We start from the raw sequence: 19,712 nt of genomic DNA on the forward strand, positions 1-19,712 counted from the left end.
GTCCCGCCGGGGCAGAGCCTGTTGCCCCGGCGGGCACGCTTTCTCTGACTTCCAAAACGCGCTAAAAAACTTTCTGTTACTCATCAAACAGCTGAATTATTTTTACATAGCCAATCGTTTGCGTTGGTAAAAACTGCGACAATTATCACTGCAAAAAATGGTTTTAAGCGCAAAAACGTCGACCACTTCTCTTTTTTACAGTAAATCCCTCGTTATTACGCCGCCCAGCTTTTATCTCATATGCTGCAAATGGTAGCCTGCGCGCCACAAATCGCTGGCTGATCACCAGAAACAGGCTGTTGGACTAAAAATACGCACATTGAAAGTGGATTATTGCATTTGAGATCGCGATCACTGATGCATAAACCATATAAATGTATCTTTCCGGCCCAATTATTACGGAGAAAATTTCTAAAAAAACCGTAATTAAACGAATTTCGTGTTACGCAATTGTATTTGTTCATTAGATTTTGTTGATTCCTCCAGGAGATACAGATGGAAACCACTCAAACCAGCACCATCGTTTCGGGCGAAACCCGCAGCGGATGGCGTAAAACCGACACCATGTGGATGCTGGGCCTGTACGGTACAGCGATCGGCGCGGGCGTCTTGTTCCTGCCGATCAACGCCGGCGTCGGCGGCATGATCCCCCTGATTATCATGGCGATTCTGGCCTTCCCGATGACCTTCTTCGCCCACCGCGGTATGACCCGCTTCGTGCTCTCCGGCAAAAACCCGGGCGAAGACATCACTGAAGTGGTTGAAGAACACTTCGGCGTAGGCGCAGGTAAGCTGATTACCCTGCTCTACTTCTTCGCTATCTACCCAATCCTGTTGGTCTACAGCGTGGCGATCACCAATACCGTCGAAAGCTTCATGGCGCACCAGCTGCACATGACGCCGCCGCCGCGCGCGATTCTGTCGCTGATCCTGATCGTCGGCATGATGACCATCGTGCGTTTCGGCGAGCAGATGATCGTGAAAGCGATGAGCATTCTGGTGTTTCCGTTCGTTATCGCCCTGATGATTCTGGCGCTGTACCTGATCCCGCAGTGGAACGGCGCGGCGCTGGAGACTCTCTCCCTGAGCGGCGCCTCCGTCACCGGCAACGGCCTGCTGATGACCCTGTGGCTGGCGATCCCGGTCATGGTCTTCTCTTTCAACCACTCGCCGATCATCTCCTCCTTCGCGGTTGCCAAGCGTGAAGAGTACGGCGAAGGCGCCGAGAAAAAATGCTCCAGCATCCTGGCTCGCGCTCATATCATGATGGTGCTGACCGTGATGTTCTTCGTCTTCAGCTGCGTCCTGAGCCTCTCTCCGGCAGACCTGGCGGCGGCGAAAGAGCAGAACATCTCGATTCTGTCTTACCTGGCGAACCACTTTAACGCGCCAATCATTGCCTGGATGGCGCCGATCATCGCGATGATCGCCATCACCAAATCCTTCCTCGGCCACTACCTGGGCGCCCGCGAAGGCTTTAACGGCATGGTGATTAAGTCCCTGCGCGGTAAAGGCAAATCTATCGAAATCAACAAACTGAACAAGCTGACCGCGCTGTTCATGCTGGTGACCACCTGGATTGTCGCGACGCTGAACCCGAGCATCCTCGGCATGATCGAGACCCTTGGCGGCCCGATTATCGCGATGATCCTGTTCCTGATGCCGATGTACGCGATTCAGAAAGTGCCGGCGATGCGTAAATACAGCGGCCACGTCAGCAACGTCTTCGTGGTGATTATGGGTCTGATTGCCATCTCCGCGATCTTCTACTCGCTGTTCAGCTAATTCAGTCAACACCTCCCCCCGCGCCGCTGAACGGCGGCGCGCTTTCCGACAGCACGGGAATACATATGATCAGCGTATTCGATATCTTTAAAATCGGCATTGGCCCTTCCAGCTCCCATACCGTTGGACCGATGAAAGCGGGCAAACAATTCACTGACGACCTGATCGCGCGCGGCCTGCTGGCCGAGGTGAGCAAAGTGGTCGTCGACGTCTACGGCTCCCTCTCCCTGACCGGTAAAGGCCACCATACCGATATCGCGATTATCATGGGGCTTGCCGGCAACCTGCCGGACACCGTCGACATCGACGCTATCCCTGGCTTTATTCAGGACGTTAACACCCATGGTCGCCTGATGCTGGCCAACGGCCAGCACGAAGTGGACTTCCCGGTCGATCAGTGCATGAATTTCCATGCCGACAACCTGTCGCTGCATGAGAACGGCATGCGCATCACCGCCCTGGCCGGCGACCAGGCGCTCTACAGCCAGACGTACTACTCCATCGGCGGCGGCTTTATCGTCGATGAAGCGCACTTCGGCCAGACTACCGACGCGCCGGTGGCCGTCCCTTATCCTTATAAAAACGCCGCCGACCTGCAGCGTCACTGCCGCGAAACCGGGCTGTCGCTCTCCGGCCTGATGATGCAGAACGAACTGGCGCTGCACAGTAAAGAGGCGCTGGAGCAACACTTCGCCGCGGTGTGGGAAGTGATGAGCGCCGGTATTGAGCGCGGCATCACCACCGAAGGCGTCCTGCCGGGCAAACTGCGCGTTCCGCGCCGGGCTGCCGCGCTGCGCCGCATGCTGGTGAGCCAGGACACCACCAACAGCGACCCGATGGCGGTGGTCGACTGGATCAATATGTTCGCCCTCGCGGTGAACGAAGAGAACGCCGCCGGCGGCCGGGTGGTGACGGCGCCGACCAACGGCGCCTGCGGTATCGTGCCGGCAGTGCTGGCCTATTACGACAAGTTTATCCGCAAGGTGAACAGCAACTCCCTGGCGCGCTATATGCTGGTGGCCAGCGCGATTGGTTCGCTCTATAAGATGAACGCCTCGATCTCCGGCGCCGAAGTGGGCTGCCAGGGTGAAGTGGGCGTCGCCTGCTCGATGGCGGCGGCCGGTCTGGCTGAACTGCTGGGCGGCAGCCCGGGCCAGGTGTGCATCGCGGCAGAGATCGCCATGGAGCATAACCTCGGTCTGACCTGCGACCCTGTCGCCGGCCAGGTGCAGGTGCCGTGCATCGAACGCAACGCTATCGCCGCTGTGAAAGCGGTCAACGCCGCACGAATGGCGCTGCGCCGGACCAGCGAGCCGCGCGTCTGCCTCGATAAAGTCATTGAGACCATGTACGAAACCGGCAAAGACATGAACGCCAAGTACCGGGAAACCTCTCGCGGGGGGCTGGCGATGAAAATTGTCGCCTGCGATTAACCTGCAGGCCCGCCGCGCGTCGCCGCGGCGGGCCTGCTTTTGACCGGAATCCTGCCTGATTTGCGAGTGTGATTCCCGATCCTCGCTCTACCAATGGCCTCGAATCACCACCGATGTTACCCTAAAGGCGCTGAGAATAAGGGGGTATCCGTGGCTGTTCATCTGTTAATCGTCGACGCGTTAAATCTGATCCGCCGCATCCACGCGGTACAGGGCTCGCCCTGCGTCGATACCTGCCTGCATGCGCTGGAGCAGCTGATCGTCCATAGTCAGCCCACCCACGCGGTGGCGGTGTTTGATGATGAGGATCGCGCCCACGGCTGGCGCCACCAGCGCCTGCCGGAGTACAAAGCCGGCCGCGCGCCGATGCCGGAGACCCTGGTCGCCGAGATGCCGGCGCTGCGGGCCGCCTTCGAGCAGCGGGGGATCCGCTGCTGGGCCTCGCCGGGCAGCGAAGCGGATGACCTCGCCGCCACCCTGGCGGTGAAGGTGGCCCAGGCGGGCCATCAGGCCACCATTGTCTCCACTGACAAAGGCTACTGCCAGCTGCTGTCGCCCACCATCCGCATCCGCGACTACTTTCAGAAGCGCTGGCTGGACGCCCCCTTCATCGCCAGCGAGTTCGGCGTCACCCCGGAGCAGCTGGCGGATTACTGGGGGCTGGCGGGGATCAGCAGCTCGAAGGTGCCGGGCGTAGCGGGCATTGGCCCCAAAAGCGCCGCCCAGCTGCTGAACGAGTTCCAGGACCTGGAGGGGCTGTATGCCCGCCTGGCCGAGGTCCCGGAAAAGTGGCGCAAAAAGCTGGCAACGCATCAGGAAATGGCCTTCACCTGCCGGGAAGTCGCCCGCCTGCAGACCGACCTACAGCTGGACGGCAATCTGCAGCAGCTGCGGCTGACGCGCTGACCCTACCCGAGCGCGGCGCCGGCGCAGCGGCACTGCCTGCTTCGGCCGGGGCGGCCCCTCACCAGGCCGCCTGATATAACCCGACGATATCGGCCAGGCTCGCCTCGCGCGGGTTGCCGCCGGTACACACATCCGCCAGCGCCGCCTGGGCCAGCGCCGGAATATCCTCTTTCCTGACGCCCACCTCGCGCAGATGGCCGGGAATACCGACATCACGGTTGAGCTGGCAGACCGCCTCCACCGCCGCCAGGCGCGCGGCGGTCAGGCTTAACGCTTCCACCCTGACGCCCATCGCCCTGGCGATATCGCGATATTTTTCCCCGGTCGCCTCAGCATTAAAGCGCATCACGTGCGGCAGCAGGATGGCATTCGCCACACCGTGCGGCGTGTTGTAAAAAGCGCCGAGCGGATGCGCCATGCCGTGCACCAGGCCAAGCCCGACGTTGGAAAATCCCATCCCCGCCACATACTGGCCGAGCGCCATGGCTTCCCCCGCTCCGGCGTCTCCGGCAACCGAGCCGCGCAGCGCGCTGGCGATGATCTCGATGGCTTTGAGGTGCAGCGCATCGGTCAAAGCCCAGGCGCCGCGGGTGAGGTACCCTTCGATAGCGTGCGTCAGGGCGTCGACGCCGGTCGCCGCCTTCAGCGCCGGCGGCATGGCGTCCATCATATCGGCATCGATAAAGGCCACCTGCGGAATATCGTGCGGGTCGACGCAGACAAACTTACGCCGCTGTTCTTCATCGGTGATGACATAGTTAATCGTCACCTCCGCCGCGGTACCCGCGGTGGTCGGCACCGCGAAGATCGGCAAGCTGGGCTGACGGGTGGGCGACAGCCCCTCCAGGCTGCGGACATCGGCGAACGCCGGGTTACGCTGAATAATACCGATCGCCTTACAGGTATCCTGCGGCGAACCGCCGCCGATGGCGATCAGGTAATCCGCCCCGCTGCGCTGAAAGGCCTGCAGCCCCTGCTGGACCACGGCGATGGTGGGATTGGGGATCACGTCGCTGAACATGTCCCATGCCAGCCCGGCGGCGTCCAGTTTGTCAGTGACTTTTGCCGCTACGCCGCACTGCGCGAGGGTGCTGTCGGTCACGATCAATGCCTTGCGATAACCGCGCCGCAGCACTTCATCGGTTAATGCGTTTATCGCCCCCCGGCCAAACCACGCCGTTTCGTTGAGGATCATTCGGTTTGCCATCGCGTCTCTCCTGTTAGCGTTGCGGCATCACTCTTCAATGCGTAATCCGTAGGTTTTGAACTTCTCCAGCACGATGGCGATCGCCTCGTCATCCAGCACCGGTACCGGGTCGGTAATCGCCAGCGTGCTGAGATAGAGCTGGGCCAGGACTTCCACTTCATGCGCCAGCCAGAGCGCTTTCTCCAGGCTGGCCTCGCAGGCGATCAGGCCATGATGCTGCAGCAGCGTGGCTTTGCGGTGCTTCAGCGCCACCGCGACATGCTCAGACAGTTCGCGGGTGCCGAAAGTGGCATAGGGCGCGCAGGGGATCGAATTCCCGCCCGCCGCGGCGATCATATAGTGGATGGCCGGAATGGGCCGGTTGAGGATCGACACCGCCGTACAATGCACAGCGTGATTGTGGACCACCGCCTGGGCATCGGGCCGCGTCTGGTAGGCCGCCTGATGGAAACGCCATTCGCTGGAGGGAAGTTTTCCCTGCTCATGCTGGCCGTCGGCATCAATAAAGACGATCTTCTCTTCCGTCAGTTTTTCATACGGGATGCCGGTGGGCGTGATCAGCATCCCCCCCTGATAGCGCACGCTGACATTGCCGGCGGTCCCCTGATTTAACCCCAGGCGGGTCATTTCCAGGCAGGTATCGATAATCTGCCGGGCCAGTCTGTTTCTTTCCATTGCTTTCCTCTTTTGGCGACTCATCATCCGTCAACGGCAGGGCAACGCAATTATTGTCGGCTACCGTGGGATAGGTTGAATAATGATCTCCATCTTCAGCCTGAATAATCACAGGGGAATTTTCATCGCCATATTTTGTGAACCACGTCAATTATTCCGCTCTAAAAAAAGAGATCAGACTGGTTAATCGACCATTTAAAATGCCCGTTCTTAAAAATATTCCATCAAGCGGGCATTTTATTTTCCTGTAACATTTGCCCGTTTTCCACGATATATATTCAATCGGTCATTGGCGTTGTGGTTTTGTGAATTTATTTTCTCAAACGGTCAGCGATTTTGAAAAATTAAAGTGACAATTATCACATAAAATGGTCCGCAGAGCGTTAAGTGTGACCCTCATCATATTAACAGGCGGTTTTTATTTGAAAATGAAGCCATGAGTTCCGCCGTGACTTTCATTTCACTCACCGGCGCGTCACCTGAGCTCACTTAATTTTGCGGTCTGCTGCAGCACCAGACTGCGCCCTGAATGCTGTTGTAACTGCTTCTGAAATGATGAGGACGCTATGGGAAACACAACGATACCAACGCAAAGTTACCGCGCCATGGAGAGCGGGCAGAGTAAGAGCTATATTATTCCTTTTGCTCTGCTATGCTCCCTCTTTTTTCTGTGGGCCGTGGCCAATAATCTTAATGATATTTTATTACCGCAATTTCAACAGGCCTTTACGCTGACTAACTTTCAGGCCGGATTAATCCAGTCAGCTTTTTATTTTGGCTATTTTGTTATTCCCATCCCCGCCGGGATGCTGATGAAAAAATTCAGCTATAAAGCAGGCATTCTTACTGGCCTGTTTTTATATGCCTGCGGCGCCGCGCTGTTCTGGCCTGCCGCGGAAGTGATGAATTACACCCTATTTCTGATTGGATTATTTATTATCGCCGCCGGGCTTGGCTGTCTGGAAACCGCGGCCAACCCGTTTGTCACCGTTCTCGGTCCGGAAAGCGGCGGTCACTTCCGTCTTAATCTGGCCCAGACTTTTAACTCATTTGGCGCCATTATCGCCGTGGTATTTGGCCAGAGCCTTATTTTGTCCAACGTCCCGCATCAGCCGCAGGAGGTGCTGGATAGCTTGACCCCAGAACAGCTCGGCGCCTGGAAGCACAGCCTGGTTCTGTCGGTACAAACCCCCTATATGATTATCGTGGCCATCGTGCTGCTGGTCGCCCTGCTGATCGTCTGCACCCGCTTCCCGTCGCTGCAAAGCGATGACCACGGCGACAGCGCGCAGAGCACTTTTCTCGCCTCGCTGTCGCGCCTGATGCGCATCCGCCACTGGCGCTGGGCGGTTCTGGCCCAGTTCTGCTATGTCGGCGCGCAGACCGCCTGCTGGAGCTATCTGATTCGCTACGCTGTCGAAGAGATCCCGGGCATGACGGCCGGTTTCGCCGCCAACTACCTCACCGGCACCATGGTCTGTTTCTTCATTGGCCGTTTCACCGGCACCTGGCTTATCCGCCGCTTCGCGCCGCATAACGTACTGGCTGTCTATGCGCTTATCGCCATGCTGCTCTGTTTGCTCTCCGCCTTCAGCGGCGGCCACGTCGGCCTGCTGGCCCTGACCCTGTGCAGCGCCTTTATGTCCATTCAGTACCCGACCATCTTCTCGTTGGGGATTAAGCAGCTGGGTCAGGACACCAAATATGGCTCGTCCTTTATCGTCATGACCATCATCGGCGGCGGGATCGTCACCCCGGTGATGGGCTTTGTCAGCGATGCCGCCGGCAATATCCCGACCGCTGAGCTGGTCCCGGCGCTGTGCTTCGCCATCATCTTTATTTTTGCCCGTTTCCGCTCGCAAGCGGCGACGAACTAAACCTGTTATCCGCATAACCTGAGGGATCTGTAATGAAAAAAATCAGCTTACCGAAGATCGGTATCCGCCCGGTAATCGATGGTCGTCGCATGGGGGTCCGCGAATCGCTGGAAGCGCAAACCATGAACATGGCGAAAGCCACCGCCGCGCTTATCAGCGAGAAGCTGCGCCATGCCTGCGGCGCCCGGGTGGAGTGCGTGATCGCCGATACCTGCATCGCCGGCATGGCCGAGTCGGCCGCCTGTGAAGAGAAATTCAGCAGCCAGAACGTTGGCGTCACCATCACCGTCACCCCCTGCTGGTGCTACGGCAGTGAAACCATCGACATGGATCCGCTGCGCCCGAAGGCCATCTGGGGCTTTAACGGCACCGAACGTCCGGGGGCGGTCTATCTGGCCGCCGCGCTGGCGGCCCACAGCCAGAAAGGGATCCCGGCGTTCTCCATCTACGGGCATGACGTGCAGGATGCCGATGACACCTCCATCCCGGCGGACGTCGAAGAAAAACTGTTGCGCTTCGCTCGCGCCGGCCTGGCCGTCGCCAGTATGAAGGGGAAAAGCTATCTGTCGCTGGGCGGCGTCTCAATGGGTATCGCCGGCTCCATCGTCGACCACAACTTCTTTGAATCCTGGCTCGGGATGAAGGTTCAGGCAGTCGACATGACGGAGCTGCGCCGGCGAATCGATCAGAAAATCTATGATGAAACCGAGCTGGAGATGGCGCTGGCGTGGGCGGATAAACATTTCCGCTACGGCGAAGATCAGAACGCCGAGCAGTATAAGCGCAATGAAACGCAGAGCCGCGCGGTGCTAAAAGAGAGCCTGCTGATGGCGATGTGCATCCGCGATATGATGCAGGGCAACGCGAAGCTCGCGGAAAAAGGGCTGGTGGAGGAGTCGCTGGGCTACAACGCCATCGCCGCCGGTTTCCAGGGCCAGCGCCACTGGACCGATCAATACCCCAATGGCGATACCGCCGAAGCGCTGCTCAACAGCTCTTTTGACTGGAACGGCGTGCGCGAGCCGTTCGTCGTCGCCACCGAAAACGACAGCCTCAACGGCGTGGCCATGCTGATGGGCCACCAGCTCACCGGCACCGCCCAGGTGTTTGCCGACGTGCGCACCTACTGGTCGCCGGACGCCGTTGAGCGCGTCACCGGGCAGCCGCTCACCGGCCGGGCGGAGCACGGCATTATTCACCTGATTAACTCCGGCTCCGCGGCGCTGGACGGCTCCTGCCAGCAGCGCGACGCGCAGGGCAACCCGACGATGAAACCTCACTGGGAGATTGAACAGAACGAGGCGGATGCCTGCCTCGCGGCCACCGAATGGTGCCCGGCGATCCATGAATACTTCCGCGGCGGCGGCTTCTCTTCCCGCTTCCTGACCGAAGGCGGCGTGCCGTTCACCATGACCCGGGTGAACATCATCAAAGGTCTGGGACCGGTGCTGCAAATTGCCGAAGGCTGGAGCGTGGCGCTGCCCAAAGCGATGCACGACCAGCTCGACGCCCGCACCAACTCCACCTGGCCCACCACCTGGTTTGCCCCGCGCCTCACCGGCAAGGGCCCGTTCAGCGATGTGTACTCGGTCATGGCCAACTGGGGCGCCAACCACGGCGTGCTGACCATCGGCCATGTCGGCGCGGATTTCATTACCCTCGCCGCCATGCTGCGCATTCCGGTCTGCATGCACAACGTGGAAGCGGCGAAAATCTACCGCCCCTCCGCCTGGGCCGCGCACGGCATGGACATCGAAGGCCAGGACTATCGCGCCTGCCAGAACTACGGGCCGCTGTATAAGCGTTAACAGGTGGGTTTAGCCCGGTGGCGCAGGCTTACCGGGCCTACAGACGCGCGCTGTTTGTAGGCCGGATAAGCGCCGCGCCATTCGGCAATGTTGTTTCGGGAGTCACTATGAAGCAAGACGTTATCCTGGTCCTCGACTGCGGCGCCACGAACGTGCGGGCGATGGCCGTTGACCGACAGGGGAACATTGTCGCCCGCGCCGCCACGGCAAACGCCAGCGACATCGCCGCCGAGCGCAGCGACTGGCACCAGTGGTCGCTGGAGGCCATTATGCAGCGCTTTGCCGATTGCTGTCGGCAGATCCACGACCCGCTGGCCTCCTGCACGGTGCGCGGCATCGCCGTCACGACCTTTGGCGTCGATGGCGCGCTGGTGGATGAGCAGGGTGCGCTGCTGTATCCGATCATCAGCTGGAAATGCCCGCGCACCGCGGCGGTGATGGACACCATCAGCCGGTATATGCCCGCGCGCCAGCTGCAGCAAATCGCCGGCGTCGGCGCCTTTGCGTTCAACACCCTGTATAAGCTGATCTGGCTGAAAGAGAACCACCCGCAGCTGCTGGCGCAGGCCCATGCCTGGCTGTTCATTTCGTCGCTGATCAACCATCGGCTGACCGGGGAGTTCACCACCGACCTCACCATGGCGGGCACCAGCCAGATGCTCGATCTCCGGCAGCGCGATTTCAGCGCGCCGATCCTGCAGGCGACCGGCCTGCCGCGCCGCCTGTTCCCACGGCTGGTTGAAGCGGGCCAGCCGATCGGCGCCCTGCTGCCGGAGGCCGCTGCGCTGTTGGGCCTTCCCGTCGGGATCCCGGTTATCTCGGCCGGGCACGACACCCAGTTCGCCCTGTTTGGCGCCGGCGCCGGGCAGGATGAGCCGGTGCTCTCCTCCGGGACCTGGGAGATCCTGATGGTGCGCAGCGCGCAGGTCGACACCTCGCTGCTCGGCGACTACAGCGGCTCCACCTGCGAACTGGACAGCCAGCCGGGGCGCTATAACCCGGGGATGCAGTGGCTGGCCTCCGGCGTGCTCGAATGGGTGCGTAAGCTGCTGTGGAGCGCCGACACGCCGTGGCAAACTCTGATTGACGAAGCCCAGGCGATCCCGCCCGGCGCCGAGGGCGTCAGGATGCAGTGCGACCTGCTCGCCAGCCAGCACGCCGGCTGGCAGGGCGTCACGCTCAACACCACCCGCGGCCATTTTTACCGTGCCGCGCTGGAGGGGTTAAGCGACCAGCTGGCGCAGCATCTGCAAACCCTGGAAAACATCGGCCGCTTCCGGGCGAAAGAGCTGCTGCTGGTCGGCGGCGGCAGCCGCAACGCGCTGTGGAACCAGATCAAGGCCGACCGGCTGGGAATACCGATCAAAGTGCTCGACGATGCCGAAACCACGGTGGCCGGCGCGGCGATGTTTGGCTGGTATGGCGTGGGCGAGTTCTCTTCGCCGGAGCAGGCCAGGGCGCAGGTCGTGTATCGCTACCGCTATTTTTGGCCGCAAACTGAACCTGAATTCACAGAGGAAGCCTGAGATGCTCAAAACCATTTCCCCGCTGATATCGCCGGAACTGCTGAAAGTGCTGGCCGAAATGGGCCATGGGGATGAAATTATTTTTTCCGATGCCCACTTCCCGGCGCACAGCATGGGTCCGCAGGTGATCCGCGCCGATGGCCTGCGGGTCAGCGACCTGCTGCAGGCGATTATCCCGCTGTTCGAGTTAGACCGCTACGCGTCGCCGCTGGTGATGATGGCCGCCGTCGAAGGCGATGCCCTCGACCCGACGGTGGAACAGCGCTATCGGCAGGCGCTATCGGCGCAGGCCCCCTGCCCGGACATCGTGCGGATTGACCGCTTTGCCTTCTACGAGCGGGCGCAAAAAGCCTTTGCGATCGTTATCACAGGAGAGTGCGCTAAGTACGGAAATATCCTTTTAAAAAAAGGAGTCACGCCGTAATCTCATGCCGGAGCGTCTGCCTGATGCAGACGCTCAATCAATGATGGGGTGAGAATAAATGAAAGCGGCCCGCCAGCAGGCGATCGTCGATCTCCTGATCAACCACAGCAGCCTGACCACCGAAACGTTGTCAAAACAGCTCAACGTCAGCAGGGAAACCATTCGCCGCGATCTCAGCGAGCTGCAGGCGCAGGGCAAAGTGCTGCGCAACCACGGCCGGGCCAAAGTGATCCACCAGCGCAGCCAGGACAGCGGCGACCCTTTCCACATGCGCCTGAAAAGCCATTACGCGCATAAAGCCGACATCGCCCGCGAAGCGCTGGCCTGGATTGACGAAGGCATGGTCATCGCCCTCGATGCCAGCTCCACCTGCTGGTACCTCGCCCGCCAGCTGCCGGACCGCCCGCTGCACGTTTTTACCAACAGCCAGCCCATCTGCCAGGAGCTGGCCAAACGCGACCAGATCGCCCTCACCTGCTCCGGCGGCACCCTGCAGCGGAAATATGGCTGCTACGTTAACCCGGCGCTGATTTCCCAGCTGAAATCGCTGGAGATCGATCTGTTTATTTTTTCCTGCGAAGGCATCGACCCGCAGGGCGCGCTGTGGGACTCCAATGCGTTCAATGCCGACTTCAAATCGATCCTGCTTAAGCGGGCGGCGCAGTCGCTGCTGCTGATCGATAAAAGTAAGTTCAACCGTTCCGGCGAGGCGAGAATTGGTCATCTGGATGACGTGACGCATATTGTGTCGGATGCGCCGCAGCCTTAAGCATGCGGCGAAGGCCGGAGGACAAGCACGCGTCTCCGGCCTGAGGGTGAGAGATTAACGCTCGTCGCGACGTCCGCCGACGGCGGCCCACAGGCGACGCACGTGAACGGTCACCTCTTCACGATCGTGATACAGCTGACGCGCCTGGATCTGGGCGTTAATGCCGTGCTCGTCCAGCTGGGCCTGAATGTAGGCCAGGTTCTGCGACACCTCTTCGTAGCGCTTTTTCATCGGCAGCTTGAGGTTGAAGATGGTCTCCCGGCACCAGCCGTTGACCAGCCACTGCGCCATCAGCGCCGCCACTTTCGCCGGCTTCTCCACCATATCGCAGACCATCCACGAGATGTTGTTGCGGTTCGGACGATAGCGGAAACCGTCTTCGCGCAGCCAGGTCACCTGGCCGGTATCCATCAGGCTCTGGGCCATCGGACCGTTATCGACCGAAGAGACCCACATGTTGCGCTTCACCAGCTGATAGGTCCAGCCGCCCGGGCAGGCGCCAAGGTCGACGGCATACATGCCGTTCGCCAGGCGCTCGTCCCACTCGTCCGCCGGAATAAAGACGTGGAACGCCTCTTCCAGCTTGAGGGTGGAGCGGCTCGGGGCGTCGGACGGAAACTTCAGCCGCGGAATGCCCATATAGAACGGCGAGTTGTTGTTGCTGTACGAGTAGCCGGTATAGCAGCAGCCCGGGGCGATAAAGAACACATGCACCACCGGACGCTTCGGCGTTTCATAGCGGGTCAGGACGCCCGCTTCGCGCAGCGCCGCGCGCAGCGGCACGGTAAACTTGCGGCAGAACTTCATCAGCTCTTTGCTTTCGTTAGTGTCCGCCACCTCGACGCGCAGATCGCCGCCCTTCTCCACCACGCCCTGCAGCATACCGACGATCGGCGTGATGCGATCCTCCGGCGGCAGGTCGCGCAGCAGTTCGCCGACCACAAACATCTGGCGGGCGAAGATCAGCGAGCTGAACGGCAGATCGCGCACCAGCTTCTCGCCATCATCCTGCTGATAGCCTTCAAAAATCACATAGCCAGAGCCTTCTTTGACCCGGGCAAAACCAAACACCTCAAGGCGGGCTGCCTTATCGGTAATTTCTGCTGCGCACTCTTTCTCAAACCCAGGGCGACAATAGAGGACAACCTTATTCATGAACAACGCCCTTACGTTTCAGACGAATTGCACCAATTAACATTAAAACCCAGCCGGCGAGGAAGCTCACGCCGCCCACCGGGGTCACGAACGCCCACAGGCGTAAATGAGAGAGCGCCAGGCAGTAGAGGCTGCCGCTGAACAGCACGGTCCCTAACGCCAGAAACACGCTGCTCCAGTAGAACCAGATACTGATCCGACGCTGCATCGCCACCGCCAGACCAAAAATCGCCAGGGTATGGAAGGCCTGATACTCCAGGCCGGTATGGATCCAGGCCATCTCCGCCGCGCCGAGCGATTGACTTAAGACATGCGCGCCGAAGGCACCCAGAGCCACAAAGATAAAGCCGCTAATCGCGGCGAATATCAGCATAAAACGGCTGGTCATGTTGTTACCCTACAAGTAATTATTGTTCATAACGAAAGCGGAATTTTTCTTGTTCACTTGCCGCTTTCGCCAGAATCCACTGCCGGAAAGCGGCTATTTTACCCAGTTCTGCCTGACTGTCATGGCAAACAAGGTAAAACGCATTCTTACTGACCAGAACATCATTAAACGGACACACCAGGCGACCGGCCTCAATTTCGGACTGCGCCATGACGTTATTGGCCAGCGCCACGCCCTGCCCATGAATGGCCGCCTGCAGCACCATCGCGCTGTGGCTGAAAATCGGTCCCTGCTGCACATTAATATGGCTTAGACCCAGCTGGCGGGTATAAGTTTGCCAGTCGCGGCGGGACGCATCGTGAAGCAGCGTATGTTGCGCCAGATCGGCAGGCGTTTTCAATGCCTTGTCGCCAGTGAGCAGCAGCGGGGAACAGACCGGCAGCAGATACTCGGCGTACAGTTTTTCCACTCGCAGGCCCGGCCAGTTGCCGCGACCGTAAAAAATCGCCACGTCGACATCGTCCGCCAGCTTATCCTCCTGACGGTCCACCGCCTGGATCCTGACGTCGATTCCCGGATAAGCTGAGTTAAAGCTTGTGAGTCTCGGCACCAGCCACTGGATGGCGAAACTTGGCAATAAACTGACCGTTAAGGCCCCTTTGGCGCTGCGCGCCTGCAGTTTACGCGTCGCTTCCGTCAGTTGCGAAAAAATCTCTTTAATATCCTGAAAATAGCTTTGCCCTTCTTCCGTTAACAGCAGCGAACGATTGCGCCGACGGAACAGCTTAAGGCCCAGAAAATCCTCGAGAGACTTGATTTGGTGGCTGACTGCGGCCTGCGTCACAAAAAGCTCATCGGCTGCCCGAGTGAAGCTGAGATGGCGTGCGGCTGCATCAAAAACACGTAATGCATTCAGAGGAGGTAATCGCTTCGACATGGTTATTCTGGCTTAGATGTTAACTCAATTTAACAAATAGGAAACAACGGTTAACCTATTAGTTTTTTTTATCTGAGCCATTATAAATTGTCCGTTGAGGTTCTACCAGCAAATACCTATAGTGGCGGCACTTCCTGAGCCGGAACGAGAAGCTTTTTTTGGAATGCGTGTTCCATCAAGCTTTTGGCTTACGGTTGTGATGTTGTGTTGTTGTGTTTGCAATTGGTCTGTCTTTGCAGACCCTGGTAGCAAGGCTACCCCTTTTCACTTCCTGTACATTTACCCTGTCTGTCCATAGTGATTTAATGTAGCACCGCAACGCGCGGTGCTTTTTTTTGCCTTTTTACTGCCTTACTCGTCCAGCTCACCCAGCTGTTTCACGTCAGAGCGATTGATCTGCTGTTTGTTGCCCCACGCGTCCTTATACGAGATCATGCCAGTATCATTATCGGTTTGCGGTTTCCCGTCGGTGACGATGGTCCGCCCATCATTGGTATGCATCACATAGTTAGAGGAACAGGCGCTCAGGCCCAGAGTCAGCATACAGGCAGAGATAATCGCAGCGGCCTTAGTCATTTTCATTTTTCTCTCCTTACGGCTATTTATACTATTCGTGACTCGTTAAGTAATAGGTTAAAACACAAACCCAACACTTTTCAGCATAACCCTCTTTTCCCCATATGGAGTCACATTCGGACAATTCCACAGGACGCAGAGGCCTTGTCACGCCCGGCAAATTGCGCGACGATCGCGGTATTGATACGAGGAATTCCATGAACGCATTCAACCCTGCGCACTTTCGCGCGCAGTTTCCGGCTCTGGCCGACGCCGGCGTCTATCTCGACAGCGCGGCGACGGCGCTCAAACCGCTGGCGGTGATCGACGCCAGTGACCAGTTTTATCGCCTGAGCGCCGGCAACGTCCACCGCAGTCAATTCGCCGCCGCCCAGCGGCTGACCGAGCGCTATGAGGCGGCCCGCGAGCGCGTGGCGGCGTGGCTGAACGCCCCCTCCGGCAAAGATATCGTCTGGACGCGGGGGACCACGGAGGCCATCAATATGGTGGCGCAGAGCTACGTCCGGCCGCGACTGCAGCCTGGCGATGAAATTATCGTCAGCGAAGCCGAGCATCATGCCAACCTCGTGCCCTGGCTGATGGTGGCCGGACAGACCGGCGCCAGAGTGGTCAAGCTGCCGCTTGGCGCCGACCACCTGCCGGATATCGCCAGCCTCGGCGCGCTCATCACCCCGCGCAGCCGGGTGCTGGCCATCGGGCAGATGTCCAACGTCACCGGCGGCTGCCCGGACCTGGCGCAGGCCATCCGCCTTGCTCACGCCGCCGGAATGGTAGTGATGGTCGATGGCGCTCAGGGGGCGGTGCATTTCCCCGCGGACGTGCAGGCGCTGGATATCGATTTTTACGCCTTTTCCGGCCATAAGCTGTATGGCCCGACCGGGATCGGCGCCCTGTACGGTAAAAGCGAACTGCTGGCGGCGATGTCGCCCTGGCTCGGCGGCGGGAAGATGATCGCCGAGGTCAGCTTTGACGGCTTTACGCCGCAGCCGGCGCCCTATGGCCTTGAGGCCGGTACGCCCAATGTCGCCGGGGTGATTGGCCTGAGCGCCGCGCTGGAGTGGCTGGCGCAGAGCGATATCGGACAGGCGGAAAACTGGAGCCGCAGTCTGGCGAGCCTGGCGGAAGAGGCGCTGGCGAAACGGCCGGGCTTCCGCTCTTTCCGCTGCCAGCAATCAAGCCTGCTCGCCTTTGAGTTCGACGGTATTCATCACAGCGATCTGGTGACGCTGCTGGCGGAGTCCGGCATTGCCCTGCGCGCCGGGCAACACTGCGCCCAGCCGCTGCTGGCGGCCTTAGGGGTCAGCGGCACGCTGCGGGCCTCTTTCGCCCCCTACAATACCCAAGACGATGTTGCGGCGCTGGTCCACGCGGTGGATCGCGCTCTGGAAATTCTGGTGGATTAATGACAACTCTGCATCCCTTCGGCACGACCATTACCGACGCCACGCTGCGCCAGACCTTTGCCCCGCTGAACCAGTGGGAGGATAAATATCGGCAGCTGATTTTATTGGGCAAAAAGCTGCCGACGCTGACCGATGAGCGCAAAGCGCAGGCCCGGGAGATTGCCGGGTGTGAAAACCGCGTCTGGCTGGGCTATGAGGAGGATGCCGAAGGCAGGCTGCACTTCTTTGGCGACAGCGAAGGACGGATTGTGCGCGGTCTTTTGGCCGTACTCTTAACCGCCGTGGAAGGAAAAACCCGCGCCGGGATCCTGGCCGAGGATCCGCTGGCGCTGTTCGACGAGCTGGGGCTGCGCGGCCAGCTGAGCGCCTCGCGCAGCCAGGGGCTCAGCGCCCTGAGCGAGGCGGTGCTCGCCGCCGCCCGCGAGGTTGAGGTTTAAGCTCATCCGGGGGCGGCGCTTGACGCGCCTTGCCCGGGCTACGGGTTCGTGCGGTTTTGTCGCCCGGACAGGTGCCTCCGGGGAATTGTCTTGTAGCCCGGGTAAGGCGCCTGCGCCGCGACCCGGGAATTTACGCCGTCTGCCGCTCCGCCTTCGCCAGCATTTTCTTCAGCGCATGGGATACCGCGACAAAGCCAAAGGTCGCGGTCACCATCGTCGCCGCGCCAAACCCGGATGCGCAGTCCATCCGCTTCGGCCCTTCCGCCGTGCTCTTCATCGCGCAGACGCTGCCGTCAGCCTGCGGGTAGACCAGCGCTTCGGTAGAGAAGACGCAGTCCACGCCGAGCTTGCCTTTGCTGTTTTTCACCACCCCAAACTGGCTTTTCAGCCGCTCGCGCAGTTTGGCCGCCAGCGGATCCTGGATGGTTTTCGCCAGATCGGCGACCTGGATTTGCGTCGGATCGATTTGTCCGCCCGCGCCGCCGGTGGTGACCAGCGGCACCTTATGGCGACGACAGTAAGCGATTAACGCCGCTTTCGGCCGGACGCTATCGATGGCGTCGATGACGTAGCTGAAGCCGGCGCCCAGGTATTCCGCCACGTTTTCCGGGGTCACGAAATCATCCACTACCGTCACCCGACACTCCGGGTTGATCAGGCGGATACGCTCCGCCATCACTTCGGCTTTCGCCAGCCCGACGTTGCCGCTGAGGGCGTGGATCTGGCGGTTGGTATTGGTGACGCAGACATCGTCCATATCGATAAGGGTGATTGCCCCGATGCCGGTTCGCGCCAGCGCTTCCGCCGCCCACGAGCCGACCCCGCCGATGCCGACCACGCAGACGTGGGCGTCGGCAAAACATTGCAGCGCTTTTTCACCATATAAACGTGCCGTACCGCCAAAACGCTGGCGCCAGGCATCGCTGATTACAACAGACATATAACCTCAGAATTAGTGGACATTCCCGGGTCGCGGCGCAAGCGCCTTACCCGGGCTACCGTAGCCCCGGTAAGCGCAGCGCGACCGGGGAAAAGAACGTGAGTACTAGCCGCTAAAGACGTTGCCCGCGCCCGGGGCGTTTTTCAGCACCCATACGCGGCCATAGTGGTTATACCAGCCGGCACGGTGGCCTGCGTCAGGCCCAATGCCCTGATAGATGTCGAAATGCTGGCCTTTGATCGCCCCGCCGACATCGAGGGCGACCATCAGTCGCAGTTCGTATTGGCCGTTAAACTTGCCGTTATTATCCAGCAGAGGCACCTCGGCCAGCAAGGTGGTTCCCGGCGGAATAATCGACCGGTCGGAGGCCACCGAGGCGCGGCCGATCAACGGCACGGCGCTGGCGCCTTTCACCGGCGCAAAAGACTGCGGTTTAAAGAACACGAACGACGGGTTCTGCTCCAGCAGCTCACGCACTTCCGCTTCGCTGTGCTTTTCACCCCACTCGCGGATCGCCTGCATCGACATATCTTCTTTCTTCACTTCCCCGCGGTCGATCAGCACTTTACCGATGCTGCGATAGGGCCAGCCGTTTTTCCCGGCATAGCTAAAGAAGTTGAGCGGCGAACCGTCGCCAAAGTCGATATAACCGCTGCCCTGCACGTCCATGATGAAGTTATCCATCAGCGAGTTGCTGTACGCCAGCACATAGTTATCGCTCAGCGCGCCGGCATAAATGCTGGCGCGGGACGGCAGCTTGCCGCGCTTCGGCGGCATTCGGTAAATGGGGTACTGGAATTCGCCCTGGCGGGTGTGGCGCGCCTGCACCACCGGCGTGTAGTAGCCGGTAAACTGGACGTTGCCATAGTTGTCGGTGCCCTGCATCTGCCAGGCGTCGATGCCAAACTGGCGCAGCATACGGGTGTCGCCGCCGGCGCGCAGCCACTCCTGCAGCGCGTTATAGACGTTGCTTTGGCTGTTATAGAGGCGCGGCGAAGCGTTACGAATTTGATTAACCTGCTCGGAGAAGTCGCCGGCATTGATCGGCGCCCCGACGGCATCCGGCTGGTTTACCAGTGAAAACGGCTGGGTGAACTTGCCATCGCTATATTGCTGACCGCGGTCGGTCGGTTTTGAGGAACAGGCGGCGAGCATGGCCAGCATTGCCCCCGTCGCTACATATTTTGCCCAACGTCCTTTCATGGTGTCTCATCTTTTGCTGCGAAGCCTTAGTGCGTGTTGAAGATAACAAAGCGCCGGGGCTATTGAAATGCGCGATCTCATCGATGGCACAGATTTGTGTAAAAAAACACCACAACATGGCGTTTTATAAGCCAATTCTTACAAAAATGTCGATTTGGTCGAAAAAAGGTTGCATCATCTCGCTAGCGGAGTATAGTGCGCTTCCACGGACGCGGGGTGGAGCAGCCTGGTAGCTCGTCGGGCTCATAACCCGAAGGTCGTCG

General features: G+C 59.7%; 18 protein-coding genes. 10 read left to right on the top strand and 8 right to left on the bottom strand.

Annotated features, from left to right (window positions below; genetic code table 11):
* The first annotated feature begins 495 nt into the window (after positions 1-495).
* The 3 genes from ABLV52_RS20610 to xni all read left to right on the top strand — a co-directional run bounded on the left by ABLV52_RS20610 (position 496) and on the right by xni (position 4,124).
* Positions 496-1,785 carry an HAAAP family serine/threonine permease gene (locus ABLV52_RS20610; RefSeq protein WP_023290841.1) on the top strand — a complete coding sequence of 430 codons (1,290 nt, stop codon included), beginning with the start codon at positions 496-498 and terminating at the stop codon, positions 1,783-1,785.
* Positions 1,786-1,850: 65 nt separating this feature from the next.
* Positions 1,851-3,218 (top strand): L-serine ammonia-lyase, encoded by a 1,368-nt coding sequence (locus ABLV52_RS20615; protein ID WP_023290842.1) that lies wholly within the window; start codon positions 1,851-1,853, stop codon positions 3,216-3,218.
* Positions 3,219-3,368: 150 nt separating this feature from the next.
* Positions 3,369-4,124 carry a flap endonuclease Xni gene (gene xni, locus ABLV52_RS20620; protein WP_023290853.1) on the top strand — a complete coding sequence of 252 codons (756 nt, stop codon included), beginning with the start codon at positions 3,369-3,371 and terminating at the stop codon, positions 4,122-4,124.
* Between the two features lie 58 nt (positions 4,125-4,182).
* Here the strand turns inward: xni and fucO are convergent, their stop codons facing one another.
* A complete protein-coding gene (gene fucO, locus ABLV52_RS20625; protein ID WP_348890882.1) occupies positions 4,183-5,331 on the bottom strand; it encodes a lactaldehyde reductase in 1,149 nt (382 codons plus the stop codon).
* Positions 5,332-5,358: 27 nt separating this feature from the next.
* Complete coding sequence (gene fucA, locus ABLV52_RS20630; RefSeq protein WP_023290855.1) at positions 5,359-6,006, bottom strand: L-fuculose-phosphate aldolase; 648 nt, start codon at positions 6,004-6,006, stop codon at positions 5,359-5,361.
* Between the two features lie 566 nt (positions 6,007-6,572).
* On the opposite strand from fucA, the gene fucP reads away from it, so the two are divergent.
* The 5 genes from fucP to fucR all read left to right on the top strand — a co-directional run bounded on the left by fucP (position 6,573) and on the right by fucR (position 12,410).
* Positions 6,573-7,883, top strand: a complete 1,311-nt coding sequence (gene fucP / locus ABLV52_RS20635) for an L-fucose:H+ symporter permease (RefSeq protein WP_348890883.1) — start codon at positions 6,573-6,575, stop codon at positions 7,881-7,883.
* 32 nt (positions 7,884-7,915) lie between these two features.
* The gene (gene fucI, locus ABLV52_RS20640; RefSeq protein WP_023290857.1) at positions 7,916-9,691 is read left to right on the top strand and encodes an L-fucose isomerase; all 1,776 of its coding nucleotides are present in this window, start codon (positions 7,916-7,918) and stop codon (positions 9,689-9,691) included.
* A 107-nt stretch (positions 9,692-9,798) separates the two neighbouring features.
* Positions 9,799-11,217 (top strand): L-fuculokinase, encoded by a 1,419-nt coding sequence (gene fucK, locus ABLV52_RS20645; RefSeq protein WP_348890884.1) that lies wholly within the window; start codon positions 9,799-9,801, stop codon positions 11,215-11,217.
* Between the two features lies 1 nt (position 11,218).
* Complete coding sequence (fucU, locus tag ABLV52_RS20650) at positions 11,219-11,641, top strand: L-fucose mutarotase (protein ID WP_348890885.1); 423 nt, start codon at positions 11,219-11,221, stop codon at positions 11,639-11,641.
* 58 nt (positions 11,642-11,699) lie between these two features.
* Complete coding sequence (fucR, locus tag ABLV52_RS20655; protein ID WP_023290860.1) at positions 11,700-12,410, top strand: L-fucose operon activator; 711 nt, start codon at positions 11,700-11,702, stop codon at positions 12,408-12,410.
* A gap of 54 nt (positions 12,411-12,464) precedes the next feature.
* Here the strand turns inward: fucR and rlmM are convergent, their stop codons facing one another.
* From rlmM to ABLV52_RS20675, 4 genes are all read right to left on the bottom strand, one after another.
* On the bottom strand, positions 12,465-13,565 hold the full coding sequence (rlmM, locus tag ABLV52_RS20660) for a 23S rRNA (cytidine(2498)-2'-O)-methyltransferase RlmM (RefSeq protein WP_348890886.1): 1,101 nt from the start codon (positions 13,563-13,565) through the stop codon (positions 12,465-12,467).
* On the bottom strand, positions 13,558-13,953 hold the full coding sequence (locus ABLV52_RS20665; protein WP_002915543.1) for a DUF423 domain-containing protein: 396 nt from the start codon (positions 13,951-13,953) through the stop codon (positions 13,558-13,560). Before ABLV52_RS20665 ends, rlmM begins: the two co-directional genes overlap by 8 nt.
* 19 nt (positions 13,954-13,972) lie before the next feature.
* On the bottom strand, positions 13,973-14,890 hold the full coding sequence (gene gcvA, locus ABLV52_RS20670; protein ID WP_002915545.1) for a glycine cleavage system transcriptional regulator GcvA: 918 nt from the start codon (positions 14,888-14,890) through the stop codon (positions 13,973-13,975).
* A 351-nt stretch (positions 14,891-15,241) separates the two neighbouring features.
* On the bottom strand, positions 15,242-15,466 hold the full coding sequence (locus ABLV52_RS20675) for a YgdI/YgdR family lipoprotein (protein ID WP_002915549.1): 225 nt from the start codon (positions 15,464-15,466) through the stop codon (positions 15,242-15,244).
* A 197-nt stretch (positions 15,467-15,663) separates the two neighbouring features.
* Between ABLV52_RS20675 and csdA the strand changes: the two genes are divergently transcribed.
* Both csdA and csdE read left to right on the top strand, forming a co-directional pair.
* Complete coding sequence (gene csdA, locus ABLV52_RS20680; RefSeq protein ID WP_348890887.1) at positions 15,664-16,869, top strand: cysteine desulfurase CsdA; 1,206 nt, start codon at positions 15,664-15,666, stop codon at positions 16,867-16,869.
* Positions 16,869-17,306 (top strand): cysteine desulfurase sulfur acceptor subunit CsdE, encoded by a 438-nt coding sequence (gene csdE / locus ABLV52_RS20685; RefSeq protein WP_023290863.1) that lies wholly within the window; start codon positions 16,869-16,871, stop codon positions 17,304-17,306. The genes csdA and csdE overlap by 1 nt, the downstream gene beginning before the upstream one ends.
* Positions 17,307-17,436: 130 nt before the next feature.
* Here the strand turns inward: csdE and tcdA are convergent, their stop codons facing one another.
* Complete coding sequence (gene tcdA / locus ABLV52_RS20690; protein ID WP_049013567.1) at positions 17,437-18,246, bottom strand: tRNA cyclic N6-threonylcarbamoyladenosine(37) synthase TcdA; 810 nt, start codon at positions 18,244-18,246, stop codon at positions 17,437-17,439.
* A 105-nt stretch (positions 18,247-18,351) separates the two neighbouring features.
* Complete coding sequence (gene mltA / locus ABLV52_RS20695) at positions 18,352-19,449, bottom strand: murein transglycosylase A (protein WP_348890888.1); 1,098 nt, start codon at positions 19,447-19,449, stop codon at positions 18,352-18,354.
* Between the last annotated feature and the right edge of the window lie 263 nt (positions 19,450-19,712).

It is taken from the genome of Klebsiella sp. GB_Kp056, assembly GCF_040064755.1.
Taxonomy (GTDB): Bacteria; Pseudomonadota; Gammaproteobacteria; order Enterobacterales; family Enterobacteriaceae; genus Klebsiella; species Klebsiella quasipneumoniae.

Excerpts from the sequence above, each read along its gene's own strand:
- ABLV52_RS20610 (WP_023290841.1), top strand. The coding sequence starts at position 496 with ATGGAAACCACTCAAACCAGCACCATCGTTTCGGGCGAAACCCGCAGC.
- ABLV52_RS20615 (WP_023290842.1), top strand. The coding sequence starts at position 1,851 with ATGATCAGCGTATTCGATATCTTTAAAATCGGCATTGGCCCTTCCAGC.
- fucO (WP_348890882.1), bottom strand. The coding sequence starts at position 5,331 with ATGGCAAACCGAATGATCCTCAACGAAACGGCGTGGTTTGGCCGGGGG.
- fucA (WP_023290855.1), bottom strand. The coding sequence starts at position 6,006 with ATGGAAAGAAACAGACTGGCCCGGCAGATTATCGATACCTGCCTGGAA.
- fucP (WP_348890883.1), top strand. The coding sequence starts at position 6,573 with ATGGGAAACACAACGATACCAACGCAAAGTTACCGCGCCATGGAGAGC.
- fucI (WP_023290857.1), top strand. The coding sequence starts at position 7,916 with ATGAAAAAAATCAGCTTACCGAAGATCGGTATCCGCCCGGTAATCGAT.
- fucK (WP_348890884.1), top strand. The coding sequence starts at position 9,799 with ATGAAGCAAGACGTTATCCTGGTCCTCGACTGCGGCGCCACGAACGTG.
- fucU (WP_348890885.1), top strand. The coding sequence starts at position 11,219 with ATGCTCAAAACCATTTCCCCGCTGATATCGCCGGAACTGCTGAAAGTG.
- fucR (WP_023290860.1), top strand. The coding sequence starts at position 11,700 with ATGAAAGCGGCCCGCCAGCAGGCGATCGTCGATCTCCTGATCAACCAC.
- rlmM (WP_348890886.1), bottom strand. The coding sequence starts at position 13,565 with ATGAATAAGGTTGTCCTCTATTGTCGCCCTGGGTTTGAGAAAGAGTGC.
- ABLV52_RS20665 (WP_002915543.1), bottom strand. The coding sequence starts at position 13,953 with ATGACCAGCCGTTTTATGCTGATATTCGCCGCGATTAGCGGCTTTATC.
- gcvA (WP_002915545.1), bottom strand. The coding sequence starts at position 14,890 with ATGTCGAAGCGATTACCTCCTCTGAATGCATTACGTGTTTTTGATGCA.
- ABLV52_RS20675 (WP_002915549.1), bottom strand. The coding sequence starts at position 15,466 with ATGACTAAGGCCGCTGCGATTATCTCTGCCTGTATGCTGACTCTGGGC.
- csdA (WP_348890887.1), top strand. The coding sequence starts at position 15,664 with ATGAACGCATTCAACCCTGCGCACTTTCGCGCGCAGTTTCCGGCTCTG.
- csdE (WP_023290863.1), top strand. The coding sequence starts at position 16,869 with ATGACAACTCTGCATCCCTTCGGCACGACCATTACCGACGCCACGCTG.
- tcdA (WP_049013567.1), bottom strand. The coding sequence starts at position 18,246 with ATGTCTGTTGTAATCAGCGATGCCTGGCGCCAGCGTTTTGGCGGTACG.
- mltA (WP_348890888.1), bottom strand. The coding sequence starts at position 19,449 with ATGAAAGGACGTTGGGCAAAATATGTAGCGACGGGGGCAATGCTGGCC.